Source organism: Neolewinella marina (assembly GCF_002631205.1).
GTDB lineage: Bacteria > Bacteroidota > Bacteroidia > Chitinophagales > Saprospiraceae > Neolewinella > Neolewinella marina.
The window spans coordinates 83,451-95,567 of sequence record NZ_PDLO01000003.1 but is presented as its reverse complement, the minus strand read 5'-3'; the positions used below and the strand labels follow the sequence as shown (position 1 = coordinate 95,567).

The following is a 12,117-nucleotide window of genomic DNA, read 5'->3' as shown; positions in this document are numbered from 1 at the left end:
GGTTGGTCTTTTTCGGGGGGGCGAAACTAAACATATTTAACGACCGTGCGGCAGAGCAGTTCTAAGGCGGCATCACTTATTACGTAGGGAGGCATCACGTAGACCAGTCGGCCGAAGGGGCGGACCCACACTCCTTCCGCCACGAACTGAGCCTGTATGCGGGCTACGTCCACGGGGTCCCGGCATTCTACCACGCCGATACCTCCCAGCACCCGGACGTCCTTTACCGATTCCTTCCGGGCGGCGGGGCGCAGGTGCCGTTCCAATCCCGCCGCAATGCGGGCAATGTCCTCCCGCCAGCCGCTACTCAGGAGCAAGTCGATGCTGGCCACCGCCACCGCGCAGGCCAGGGGGTTACCCATGAAGGTGGGGCCGTGCATCAGTACCGAGGCTTCACTCCGACCGATGGTTTCGGCGACCCGGGCGGTACACAGGGTGGCCGCCAGGGTGAGGTAACCGCCGGTCAGGGCCTTGCCCACCGTCATGATGTCAGGGCGGTGGCGGGACTGACCTTCCCCGGCACCTGCGTCCCCGCCCACGAACAATGTGCCGGTCCGACCGAAGCCCGTGGCAATCTCGTCGTAGATGAGCAGCAGGCCGTGGCGGTCGCAGAGGGCACGGAAGACCTCCAGATAGGCGGGGCTGTAGAAATGCATCCCCCCGGCACCCTGTACCACCGGCTCCACGATGAAGGCGCAGCTGCGGTCGGCGTGGCGCTGGAAAAAGGTTTCCAGCCCCGCCACGTAGTCGGGATCCAGGGCCGCAGCATATCCCCCCGGGGGACGGTCGTAGAACTCGTGGCGGGGCATAAAGCCCGCAAAGAGCTGGTGCATGCCCGTAACTGGGTCGCAGACCGACATGGGGCCGGTGGTATCGCCGTGGTAACCGCCGCGTACGGTGAGGAAGGTGGTGCGGTTGCGGTGGCCGAGGGCGTGCTGGTACTGGACAGCCATCTTCATAGCTACTTCGACGCTCACCGAACCGCTGTCGGCCAGGAACACCCGGTCCAGTCCATCGGGGGTGATGTCCACCAGTCGTTGCCCGAGGGCCACGGCGGGTTCGTGGGTGAGTCCGCCAAACATGACGTGACTCATTTTACGGCTCTGCGCCTGGAGGGCGGCGTTCAGTTCCGGTACGTTGTAGCCGTGGATCGCACTCCACCAGCTGGACATACCGTCCACCAGTTCCCGGCCGTCCGCCAGACGCAAACGGTATCCTTCCGCCGAAGCGACGGGGTATACGGGAAGGGGATCAACCAGGCTGGTGTAGGGGTGCCAGAGGTGATCGCGATCGAACGCTAACTGGGAGGGAGACATGCGGATAGGGGATACCAACGAAATGTGGGGCAGTCCACGGGAGACGCCCGGTCGCGACCGAAGCGTGGCCCGGGGGCTGCCCCACACGGAAAGTTTGGCGGGAGAAAAGGGGGAAGATTCCTAGCCCATTTCCTGTTGTACCTCCTTGACCTGCGGCATCATCCGCTTGAGCATCTGCTCGATGCCGGACTTGAGGGTTACGGTAGAACTAGGGCAACCGGAGCAGGCGCCCTGCATGATCACGGTGACCACTCCGTCGCGGTAGCTCTTGAATTCGATGTTGCCGCCGTCGGATTCCACGGCCGGCTTCACGTAGGTGTCGATGAGTTCCTTGATCTGGCTCACCGTTTCGGCCTCGTCCTCGGTGTACTCATACCCTACCCCACGCTCGGCTTCGATTTCGGCAACTGCCTCGGCGAATCCGTCCTTGATGACGGTCTTGTTCTCTTCCAGGAAGCCCTTGACGAATTCCTTCAGCGTAAGCATGATGTCGTCCCAGCTGTAGTTGAACTCCTTGGTGATGGTCACGTAGTTGTTCGCGATATACACCTTCTGGACGTAGGGGAAGTCGTAAAGTTCGGTAGCCAGGGGCGACCACTCACGGGCGAAGTCCTCCTCACGGAACTCAGCGGTGCCGTTGTACAGCATGCGGTTCGTGACAAATTTCAGGGTTTCGGGGTTCGGGGTTTGCTCGGTGTAGAGCAGTACGGGACGCTTGGTGGCGGTGGTAGCTTGACTCATCGTTGTCTTTTGCATAGTAACGCCTGTCAGCCTATTGGGTTGAATGGGCGCTTTCCGTCCGGAGTGGGCCACAAAAAAGGGAGGCGCAGTGGTTGACTGCGCCTCCCCGGGTGTTATGTGATAATCGGGTTATCGCTTACTCCACGTCCCACCAGACCAGTCCGTCGAGGGGGTCCTCGTCGCTTCCGAACTGACGCTGCAGGGCTTCCAGATAGTTCTCCTTGTTCAGGCTGAACTCGTTGTCGGGGTATCCGCGGCGGGTGGGGATCGTCTTGATCACGATGGCCGCGGGGGCGGGATCCAGTTCGGGGTACCCTAGGCGGCGCCACTCCGACCAGGCCTCCAGGCCCTGGAAATAGAGGGAAACCCACTTCTGCTGGCCGATCGACTTCTCGAAGTTGTTGGCGTCGTAGGCTACTTCGTCCTGCTCCAGATAATCCTCGACGACGTCCTCGTCAGTGATTCCGTGCTGGTTCAGACTGGCGGTAACCGCGGCGTTGTAGAGCGCTTCGGCGTCGCCGCTGATCCAGCCGCGGGCGGCGGCTTCGGAACGGTTGAAGAGCACTTCGCTGTAGGTCAGCATTACGGCCGGGGCATCGATGCCCACGAAGGCCAGACCGGGGAAGGAGATGGCGGCTACCGGGATGGCGCCGGCGTCGCCCTCGCTGATGCCGTAGGGCATACCTACGTACTCCGTTCTGCCGGCGTCCACGCTGTTGGCCGTGGGCTGGGCGTAGACGGGCAGGCGGGGGTCGTTGCGCTCCTCCAGGAATTCTACCAGGGGCTCGCTGATGGCGTAGTCCGTACGGGTAAGGGCATCCGTGTAGAAGGTGTTGTTGGCAAACTCGCCGCCGGTGATGTAGCTCAGCTGGGCGTTCTCGCTGTTGTCCTCGATGACGCCCCGGCTGAGGGCCAGGTTCACCCACTCACGTCCGAGCTCGGGGGCCACGTCGGATACGCGGATACCGGCCCGCAGGATGATGCTGTTGGCGAACTTGCGCCACAGCTCCATATTGCCGTTGTAGATGATGTCGCCTTCCACTACTCCGGGTACGATCATGTCACCGGCTTCGACCAGGGTATTCACCACGCCGCGGTAGATCGCTTCCTGCTCGTCGTAGCGGGGGTTCAGGTTCTCGAGGCCTTTGAGGGCTTCGCTATAGGGAATGTCTCCCCAGAAGTCGGTCATCGACAGGAAGGCCCAGCTCTGCATGATCTTGGCCAGCGCGATCTGGTTGGCATTAGGACCGTAATCAGAAACGGAGCCCTTGGTTTCCTCGCTGGTGTTCAGCAGGATCACGTTCTCGAGATCCTCCAGTCCACCGGTGTAGAAACCGTAGAAGGAGGTACGTACGTCGTCGTACCGGGTCACGTCGGTGTACTGGGTCTGCGACAGGTGCTGGATGTAGTGCGACCCGTAGGTGCCCGTTCCGGCAAAGCCCTCACCCAGCACCAGGTCAACCAGTCCACGCTGGGCCTGGGTGATCAGGTAGGGAGTGGGTACCTCTACCGGGCTGTTGGGGTTGGTGTTGATCTCCTCGAACTCATCGGTACAGGCGGTGAAGCCAACCAGGAGGAGACACGCAAGAAAAATGCGGTTCATATAATTATTTTTTGTTGTTGAATTGGGGCCGGCCGGAGCAGCGATGGGTCATCCCTGTCCCGGCCGGGCGGTCACTACTCAGTTGCTTAGAATCCGAGACGCAGTTTCATACCGATGCTGCGCACGCTGGGGTTCTGTCCGTTCTCGAAGCCCTGTACGTTGCCGTTGGTCACCGAGGTTTCCGGGTCAATGTTCGGGGTGTTCTTGTGCAGAATGGCCACGTTGCGGGCGAAGACGCTGATGCCGGCGTTGTTCACGAAGTTGTTGGCGAACCAGCCGTTGGGAAAGTCATAGCCCAGGCTGATCTCGCGCAGCTTGATGAAGCTGGCGTCGTAGGTGAACTCCTCGCGGAAGTTGCGCAGGCCACCGAAGTAGTCCTGGGCGTTCACGTAGGTGGTGTTGGGCTGACCGTCTTCGGTTACGCCTTCGACCAGTACGCCACCGCCTTCGGAAACGGGCTTGCGGATGTCCACGCCATTGGCGTTCTGGCCAACGGTGCTTTCCAGCAGTCCGGAGTTGGTACCCCAGCGGTTGGATACGGAGTACACTACCCCACCCTTGCGGAAGTCGACCACGGTACCGAGGCGGAACTTGTAGATCTCGAAGTCGTTGATGATGCCGCCGGTGTAGTCGGGGAATACGCTGCCGAAGTTGAGGTTGGAAGCCAGGATGGGAAATCCGTCCTCGTCCACGATCTTCTGTCCCGCGTCGTCGCGCTTGTAGCCCAGGCCGATCAGGGTTCCGTAGGGCTGTCCGGTTTGGGCCACGAACTGGGTGCCGTAGCTGCCCAGGCTGAGCAGGTCCTGGCCTTCGGCCAGTTCCACCACCTCGTTCTCGTTGGAAGCGAAGTTGATGCGGGCGTTCCAGGTGAAGTTCTCCGTCTTGACGGGGGTACCGTACAACTGCACCTCAATGCCCTTGTTGGTCAGCAGACCGGCGTTAGTGGTTACGTTGCTGAAGCCTGAGGTTCCGGAAACACCAAGGTCGATGATCAGGTCCTTCGACTGAATGTCGTAGTAGGTGACGTCGAAACCGAGGCGGTCGTTGAAAAACCGCATGTCGATACCGGCCTCCCAGGTGGTGATTTCCTCCGCTACCAGGTCGTACTTGGCCTGGGTATTGGGTACGGCGAAGGTCGGGAAGGAACCGTAGGGGTTGCTGGCACCGTAGGTCTGCCGCGTCTGGTAGGGCGCCGGGTCGTTGCCTACCGTAGCAAATCCACCACGGATCTTACCGAAGCTGATGAAGCTGTTCTCGAGCAGTTCGCTGAACACGAAGCTGGTAGATACCGAGGGGTAGAAGTAGCTGTTGTTGCCGGCTTCCAGGGCGGAAGACCAGTCGTTGCGGGCCGTCACGTCGACGTAGAGCATGGCGCGCCAGCCGAGGCCGAGACGACCGTAGACCGACTGTACCTCTTTCTGGCTCTGGAAGTCGTTCCGCTCGGGGCGGTCGACCGAAGTCTCCACGGTGTAGATCCCGGGGACGCTGAGTCCGCCGCTGCTCTTCGAGCGAATGGAGCTGTACTCATCCTGGCGGAGGTTACCTCCGAGCTGGGCGTCGAGGCTGAAATCGTTGGCGAAGTTGGTGGTGTAGCTACCGAGGAGTTCGAAGTTGTTCTCCCGGTTGGTTACGTCGAGCCGCTCGGCGTAGGGAATGTTGGCCGCGGAGCGGGAAGCCAGGCGGTCGTTGACCTGGAAGTTGTAGTAGTCGGTACGTGCACTACCCGTGATGGACAGGCCGGGCATCACCTCGTACTTCAGGCTCAGGTTGCCGTAGACGCGGTCGCGGTTGTCGTTGCCGCGGTCCTCGTAGACTACCCAGTAGGGGCTTTCCCAGTACAGGGCGTTCAGGTTCGTGGGGCTGCGGATGTTCCAGGTGCGGGGCATGCCGCCGGGGGTCTTGTAATCACGCAGGCGGTCCATATCCAGCTGCCGCTGGAACCACTCGTTGAAGTTCGACTGTACGTTGATGGCGTTACCGAATCCACCGTAGCCGATGGCGGGGCGTCCTTCGCCGCGGGTGTTCACGTAGGTACCGTTGATGGTGGCCTCGAACTTGCTGCCCAGTTGCTGGGTGGCGTTCACGTTCAGGGTGTTGCGGTTCAGCTTGGATTCGGGGAATACACCGGCGTTGGAGCTGTTGGTGTACGACATTCGGAAGACCGTCTGCTCGTTGCCGCCCGAGATGGCGACGTTGTTGTCGAAGGAAACGCCGGTATCGTAGAAGTCGCGGACGTTGTCGGGGTTGGGCGACCAGGGACGCAGTTCACCGAAGTTCTCGCCGGGGTACCAGCTGTCCCAGTGGCGTACCATGGTGCCATCCATTTCGGGGCCCCAGCTCTCGTCGGCGTAGTACTCGGGAATGAACTGCCCGTCGAAGGAAGCCCAGTCGGCCGGGTGAACGTCGGGGTCGTATTCAAAGGTGGAGAATTCCTGGGTGTAGCCACCGCCGTACTGGTTCTGGTAGTCGGGCAGGACCGCCACGTTGTTAAAGGTTACGCCGGAATTTACGGTTACCCCGATGCCCTTCCGGGCCTTGCCACTCTTGGTGGTGATGAGGATAACGCCGTTGGAGGCCCGCGATCCGTAGAGGGCCGCGGCCGCACCACCCTTGAGTACCGAGATCGAGGCGATGTCGGCGGGGTTGATGTCCTGGGCGGTGGTACCGTAGTCGCGACCACCCGCAGCTACGGCGGCGCTGGAACCGTTGTTGTTGTCGTTGGCGATGGGTACACCGTCAACCACGAACAGCGGCTTGTTACTGCCGGTCACCGAAGTGGCGCCCCGCAGGATGATGTTGGCCGAGCCACCGAGTCCGCTGTTGGAGTTGTTGATCTGGGCACCGGGGATGCGGCCGCTCAGGGCACTGACCACGCTGTTCTCCTGGGTCTTGGTGACGTCGTCACCGTCGACCTCCGTAACGGCGTAGCCCAGCGACTTCTCGCTGCGGGTAATGCCCAGTGCGGTCACCACCACGTCGGTAAGCTGTACGCCTTCCTGGAGGATGATGTCGTAGGCCGTGGCGGAAGTGAGGGGAATGCGCTGGCTGGCGTAACCGGTGTAGCTCACCACCAGCCGCTCACCGCCGTCGGGAACGGTAAGCGCGAAGGTCCCGTCAAAGTCAGTAACGGTACCCGTCGTGGTACCTTCTACGAGAATGGAGGCGCCAATGAGGGGCTCACCGGCGCTGTCCACGATCGTACCGGTAATCTGCTGTTGCGCCAGCATCACGCCGAACGCCCCGAAAACCAATACGAGGACTAGAATTAATCTCTGCATGTAGGGTAATTGATTTAAATGTGAAGATTAGGAGTGTAAAAACTTGTGTTGGCCTTGCTGTCCGTGGGGCTACCTGAGTGAACAGGGAATACGGAAAACCAAAGCCAAAACAAGCCCTGGGGGAAGCCGTAACCGGCTGCCCTTGTTTTCTTTATGCACAATCAGACTTCGTTTGAATTCCCGTTAATACCCCGTTAAATCTATTGCAAAGCTACAAAAGATTGTTTACGTGACAACCAAACTCAACCGCTCCCCCTCCGTTAGCCATCAATTGATCATTTTGAACTCATCACCTTTCCCGGGGGAAAAGTTGCCCGAACCCGGCACCCGCGGAACCGCCTAACTTCCTGGTATTCGCCGGGTTCACGCTCCAGCGGCCCGTCGGGGCTTTCCGCAAATAAACCCCATCTTTACCCTCCCAAAAAATTAAATATGAACGTCATTCGATTGGCAGTTTTCCTCTGCTGTCTGCTGCCGGTGGCCTCCCAGGCCCAGGAATTCAGTGGCGGCTTCCGGGCCGGCCTCAACTTTACCACCTTCGAAGGCGACGCGGAGATGAACGGCGGCGGCATGACGCTGGAGGAGTTCAACCGCACCACCGGCTTCCACGTCGGGGCCACTTTCGCCTACGCCTTCACCGATCTCTTCGGTTTCAAGGCCGACCTGATGTACAGCCAGAAGGGAGGGGAAGTGCTATTCAACGGGCCATCCTATTTCTACCTCTACGCCGACGCGGCCGACCTCACCCCCTTGCGCATCGAGGGCGAGCTGCAGAGCGAGCGGGACGTCCTGAACAGTTACATCGACGTGCCCGTGGTGGCCTACTACCGCCTCGGCCCCCTCGAGCTGGAGGGCGGATTCAGCGCCGGACTGCTGGTCAACAGTCGGGCCTCCGGTTCGGCCACCTTTTCCTCCCCCACCCTGCCGGACGGTCGTGTCATCGCCGACGTATCCTATAATTACGACTACAATTACTTCGACGACCCCATTGGCTACGATGCCATCGTCGAATTCAACCAGAACCGGGCCAACTTCCCCTCCGTCATCGACGCCTACTACAACGCCGAGCAGGATACCCCCCTTTACCGGAGGCTGGACTTCGGCCTCATCGGCGGTGCCTCCTTCTTCCTCAACAACGGCCTCTACCTCGGGCTGCGCTACCAGCACGGCCTCACCGACGCTACCAACGGGGAAAATGACCAGCGGCTGTCGCTGACCGAAGGCGTGGACGAGCGGGAGTACAATACCGAGGATACCGACTACAACCGCGTGATCCAGGCCAGCATCGGATTCCGTTTCTAGACGCCTATGAAGAACCTGCTCAACCAACTCTACGCCCGCCAGCCCCTGAGCCGGGAGGCGGCCTACATCACCCTGAAAAGGATCGCCAACGGAGAGGCCGCCGAGCCCGAGATCGCCGCGGTGGTGTCGGCCATCAATATGCGCCCGCCCCACCTGTCGGAGATCCAGGGCTTCCGCGACGCCATGCTGGAACTGGCCGTGCCCTTCGAACTGGAGGGGCGCCCCACCATCGACATCGTCGGCACGGGCGGCGACGGCAAGAACACCTTCAACATCAGCACCCTTTCCTGCTTCGTGGTCGCCGGGGCGGGCTACCCCGTTACCAAGCACGGCAGTTACGGCGTCAGCAGCAACGTAGGCAGCAGCGACGTACTCCAAGCCTTGGGGTATCAGTTCTCCAACGACCGCGACAAGTTGATGGCGGACCTCGACCGCGCCGGGATCTGCTTCCTCCACGCTCCCCTCTTCCACCCGGCCATGAAAAACGTGGTCCCTGTACGCAAATCCCTCCGCGTCCGGACCTTCTTCAACCTGCTCGGCCCCCTCATCAACCCCGCCCGTCCGCGGTATCAGCTCTTCGGCACCTACGACCGGGAGGTGAGCCGCATCTATGACTACCTGCTGCAGGGAGAGGAAAATCGCGACTACCTCATCGTCCACGCCCTCGACGGTTACGACGAGATCAGCCTTACGGGCGGAGCCAGTGTGCGCGGACGCAGGTGCCAGGCCATCTTCTACCCCGATGATTTCGGCCTGCCCGAACTGTCGCCCCCGTCCTTGTACGGCGGCGAAACCCCCGAAGAGGGTAAGGCCATCTTCCTGGGCGTGCTGGAGGGGAATTGCACCCCCGAACAGCTGGCGGTGGTGAGTGCCAACGCCGGACTGGCCATCCACGTCATCCACCCCGAACGCAGCCTGCCGGACTGCGTGGCCGAAGCCCGCGAAAGTATCGAAAGCGGGCGGGCCCGGAATGTGTTGCACAAACTGCTGGGCTGAGACAACCCCGCAGTGGGCAAATGCTTTATCTATTCCACAAGACCAACACCCATGGGAAACATCCTCGAGCGTATTGTCGAACATAAACGGCTGGAAGTCGACCGCCGCCGGCAGCAGGTGCCCCTTGCCGCCCTGCAAGATTCCGAAGGCTACGACCACAAGCGCCACGACCTCTGCCGGGCCCTGGAAAAGAGCCAGCATTTCGGATTGATCGCCGAGTTCAAGCGCAAATCCCCTTCCCAGGACGACATCAACCTCAACGCCGACGCCACCGCCGTGGCCCAGGGTTACGCCCAGGCCGGCGCCGCGGCCATCAGCTGCCTCACCGACGCCCACTTCTTCGGTGCCCGGCCGGACGATATCACCCGCGTCCGGGCGGCCGTGGACATCCCCATCATCCGCAAGGATTTCCTCATCGACCGCTACCAGCTCCACGAAGCCCGGGCCATGGGCGCCGATGCCGTCCTGCTGATCGCTACGGCCCTCTCCGCCCAGCAGATTGACGAGCTGGCCGAAGAGGCCAACACCCTTGGCCTCCAGGTCATCTGCGAGGTCCACGACGAAACCGAAGTCGGCAAGATCAGCCCCAGCGTAGACATAATCGGGGTGAACAACCGCAACCTGACCAACTTCAAAGTCGACATCTCCAACAGCCTCGAACTGGAACAAATGCTGCCGCCCGGCATCCTGAGGATCAGCGAAAGCGGCATCGACGACCCCCAGTCCGTGGTAAAGCTGCGCCGCGCCCACTTCCAGGGCTTCCTCATCGGCACCCACTTCATGCGGCAGGCTGACCCCGGCGCGGCCTGCGCCCGGTTTATCCAGGAGACGCACAAGTTTGAGGCCATCTACAAGGACGCCATTGCATGAAAATAAAGGTATGCGGCCTGCGGGATCCGGAAAACATCGCCGCCGTGAGCGGACTGGACGTCGACTACCTGGGGCTGATTTTTCACCCGGATTCCCCCCGCTTCGCGGGCCAGCCCTCCCTGAGTGAGTGGCTGACGGATAATGTCGCCCTGTTGAACGGCCACGAGCGCGTCGGGGTGTTCGTCAACGGTGAAATAGACTACCTGCTCAATACGGTCCACGATTATCATCTCGACTGGGTGCAGCTGCACGGCAGTGAAAGCCCCGGTTACTGCCAGGAACTTAAACTGCTGTGGAGCGTGAATACCCTCCGCCGGGCAAGCATCTGCAAGGCCTTTTCCATTACGGACGATTTTGATTTCCGGCGCACGAACGACTACGTGAACAGCTGTTCCCTTTTCGTCTTCGATACCGGCGGGCAGGCCCAGGCCGGGGGGACCGGTAAAAAATGGGACTGGAGCAAGCTGGAGGAGTACCAGGGACCGGTGCCCTTCCTGCTCAGTGGAGGCATCGGCCCGGAAGACGCGGCCGCCATCAACCAGGTCCGCCACCCCCAGTTCAAGGGCGTAGACCTGAACAGTCAGTTCGAGCTTGAGCCGGGACGCAAGGACGTGGAGCGTCTGCGGCAGTTCATCCGCGAACTGAATTGACCACCGCCGCGCCGTCGCGGTGAAACCATATAAATCGTGGGCAGCCCCAACATCGCCATCGTCGGAAACGGAAACCTCGCCTGGCACCTTTCCGGCGTACTCGGCGACCGGGCCGTGGTGGCCAGCCGCTCCGCTTCTGCGTCGACGGTCACCTACCAGGCCCTGGCCGGTATGTCACTGGATGCCGTGTTTCTGGCCGTCCCCGACAACCGCATCGCCCAGACCAGCGAGGAGTTGTCCGGCCTGCTCCCCCCTACCCTGCCCGTCTTCCACACCAGCGGAGCTACCCCCGCGGACCGCATCAGCAACCGCTTTTGCCACCGCGGTGTCCTGTGGCCCATCCGTTCGCTGCGCCGGGGAGAACCCGTCACCCACTGGCGGGACCTGCCGCTGGTGATCTACGCCACGACGGAACCCGCCGGGCAACTCCTGCGACGGCTGGCCGGGGACCTCAGCGATTCGGTGACCTGGCTCGACGACCGACAACGGGCCCAACTGCACCTCGCGGCCGTCTTTTCCAATAACTTTGTTACCGCCCTTTACGAGATTGCCTTCCAGCTCTGCCGGCAGCACGACATCCCCTTCGAGCTGCTGCTGCCCATCATCCGTCATACGGCGGGCAGCCAGGATGGTCAGCGGCCGGCCCTCCGGCAAACGGGGGCCGCGGCGCGGGGGGATTCCGCCACCATGGACCGCCACCTGTCGCTGCTCGACCAGCCGGAATACCAAAAGCTGTACCGTGACATCAGCCATTTAATCCTCCAGTATCGGCTGTCCGAGCACGACCCTCACCTCGGGCGTGATGCGAACGATGATCTTGAGGATGAGGGGGTCGCGTAGGGGGGCCTTCGTTTGCCGCTGCAGGCGGTAGGCGGTGCGGATCGCCGTAAACACGGTGGTCAGCGCGGTATCCCCCCGGTGGGCCGTCATCCGCTCCTGAATGCTTTCCTCCGTCCAGTCTCCGTGCTTGCCCAGCAATTCCACGTTCAGGGCGGGACTGAGGCCCAGGGTCATGGAAAAGCTGGTGATCTCCAGTCCGTATCCGCTCAGGATGGGGAAGATCTGCAGCCAATCCTCCAGCAGTTTGGCGGTTTTCTCACGGGTGCCCTCCCCGACGGAGGTGGCGAGTCCGGAGATGGCATTGCGGGCGTTGGAGAGGATGTCGTCTAACATGGAGTGGGCATTTTGCTTCAGTGCGCTAAGGTCGGGGCAAAACGGTCGGATAAACCAGTCCCGTTCGACCAGCCGACTGCCGCCATCGACCAGTTGCAATGGCCGAAGATAATCCTCCGGCGCCCCTGGATAAATCCGGAAATGTTCCTTACCTTTGCGCCCCGAATTCATTTTTTTCACCAACATCC

10 protein-coding genes are annotated in these 12,117 nt (G+C 61.3%); 5 read left to right on the top strand and 5 right to left on the bottom strand.

The annotated features are described in order from the left end of the window. Nucleotides 1–26: 26 nt before the first annotated feature. From bioA to CGL56_RS08800, 4 genes are all read right to left on the bottom strand, one after another. Nucleotides 27–1,316 carry an adenosylmethionine--8-amino-7-oxononanoate transaminase gene (gene bioA, locus CGL56_RS08815; RefSeq protein WP_099106175.1) on the bottom strand — a complete coding sequence of 430 codons (1,290 nt, stop codon included), beginning with the start codon at nucleotides 1,314–1,316 and terminating at the stop codon, nucleotides 27–29. Nucleotides 1,317–1,436: 120 nt separating this feature from the next. Further along, nucleotides 1,437–2,057 carry a NifU family protein gene (locus CGL56_RS08810; protein ID WP_099106174.1) on the bottom strand — a complete coding sequence of 207 codons (621 nt, stop codon included), beginning with the start codon at nucleotides 2,055–2,057 and terminating at the stop codon, nucleotides 1,437–1,439. 136 nt (nucleotides 2,058–2,193) lie between these two features. Beyond that, nucleotides 2,194–3,660, bottom strand: coding sequence for a SusD/RagB family nutrient-binding outer membrane lipoprotein (locus CGL56_RS08805; RefSeq protein WP_099106173.1), 1,467 nt, complete (start codon nucleotides 3,658–3,660; stop codon nucleotides 2,194–2,196). Between the two features lie 86 nt (nucleotides 3,661–3,746). Next, the gene (locus tag CGL56_RS08800; protein ID WP_209280283.1) at nucleotides 3,747–6,938 is read right to left on the bottom strand and encodes a SusC/RagA family TonB-linked outer membrane protein; all 3,192 of its coding nucleotides are present in this window, start codon (nucleotides 6,936–6,938) and stop codon (nucleotides 3,747–3,749) included. Nucleotides 6,939–7,370: 432 nt separating this feature from the next. Here CGL56_RS08800 and CGL56_RS08795 point away from each other — a divergent pair, with 432 nt between their 5' ends. From CGL56_RS08795 to CGL56_RS08775, 5 genes are read left to right on the top strand one after another with little or no spacing between them, the layout of a single operon-like run. Further along, nucleotides 7,371–8,240: a porin family protein gene (locus CGL56_RS08795; protein WP_099106172.1), complete on the top strand. Its 870-nt coding sequence runs from the start codon at nucleotides 7,371–7,373 to the stop codon at nucleotides 8,238–8,240. A 6-nt stretch (nucleotides 8,241–8,246) separates the two neighbouring features. Continuing rightward, nucleotides 8,247–9,236: an anthranilate phosphoribosyltransferase gene (gene trpD, locus CGL56_RS08790; RefSeq protein WP_099106171.1), complete on the top strand. Its 990-nt coding sequence runs from the start codon at nucleotides 8,247–8,249 to the stop codon at nucleotides 9,234–9,236. A gap of 51 nt (nucleotides 9,237–9,287) precedes the next feature. Further along, entirely contained in the window at nucleotides 9,288–10,106 is an 819-nt protein-coding gene (gene trpC / locus CGL56_RS08785; protein WP_099106170.1) for an indole-3-glycerol phosphate synthase TrpC, read from the top strand. After that, a complete protein-coding gene (locus CGL56_RS08780; RefSeq protein ID WP_099106169.1) occupies nucleotides 10,103–10,756 on the top strand; it encodes a phosphoribosylanthranilate isomerase in 654 nt (217 codons plus the stop codon). The genes trpC and CGL56_RS08780 overlap by 4 nt, the downstream gene beginning before the upstream one ends. Nucleotides 10,757–10,792: 36 nt before the next feature. After that, nucleotides 10,793–11,596 carry a DUF2520 domain-containing protein gene (locus CGL56_RS08775; protein WP_099106168.1) on the top strand — a complete coding sequence of 268 codons (804 nt, stop codon included), beginning with the start codon at nucleotides 10,793–10,795 and terminating at the stop codon, nucleotides 11,594–11,596. On the opposite strand, the gene CGL56_RS08770 is transcribed toward CGL56_RS08775, so the two are convergent. Beyond that, nucleotides 11,510–11,929 carry a hypothetical protein gene (locus CGL56_RS08770; RefSeq protein ID WP_099106513.1) on the bottom strand — a complete coding sequence of 140 codons (420 nt, stop codon included), beginning with the start codon at nucleotides 11,927–11,929 and terminating at the stop codon, nucleotides 11,510–11,512. The two genes, CGL56_RS08775 and CGL56_RS08770, sit on opposite strands and share 87 nt — an antisense overlap. Nucleotides 11,930–12,117 lie beyond the last annotated feature (188 nt).

What these genes read in the sequence shown, in the direction of transcription:
- CGL56_RS08770 (WP_099106513.1), bottom strand. Translation starts at nt 11,929, where the DNA reads ATGTTAGACGACATCCTCTCCAACGCCCGCAATGCCATCTCCGGACTC.
- CGL56_RS08805 (WP_099106173.1), bottom strand. Translation starts at nt 3,660, where the DNA reads ATGAACCGCATTTTTCTTGCGTGTCTCCTCCTGGTTGGCTTCACCGCC.
- bioA (WP_099106175.1), bottom strand. Translation starts at nt 1,316, where the DNA reads ATGTCTCCCTCCCAGTTAGCGTTCGATCGCGATCACCTCTGGCACCCC.
- trpC (WP_099106170.1), top strand. Translation starts at nt 9,288, where the DNA reads ATGGGAAACATCCTCGAGCGTATTGTCGAACATAAACGGCTGGAAGTC.
- CGL56_RS08800 (WP_209280283.1), bottom strand. Translation starts at nt 6,938, where the DNA reads ATGCAGAGATTAATTCTAGTCCTCGTATTGGTTTTCGGGGCGTTCGGC.
- CGL56_RS08780 (WP_099106169.1), top strand. Translation starts at nt 10,103, where the DNA reads ATGAAAATAAAGGTATGCGGCCTGCGGGATCCGGAAAACATCGCCGCC.
- CGL56_RS08810 (WP_099106174.1), bottom strand. Translation starts at nt 2,057, where the DNA reads ATGAGTCAAGCTACCACCGCCACCAAGCGTCCCGTACTGCTCTACACC.
- trpD (WP_099106171.1), top strand. Translation starts at nt 8,247, where the DNA reads ATGAAGAACCTGCTCAACCAACTCTACGCCCGCCAGCCCCTGAGCCGG.
- CGL56_RS08795 (WP_099106172.1), top strand. Translation starts at nt 7,371, where the DNA reads ATGAACGTCATTCGATTGGCAGTTTTCCTCTGCTGTCTGCTGCCGGTG.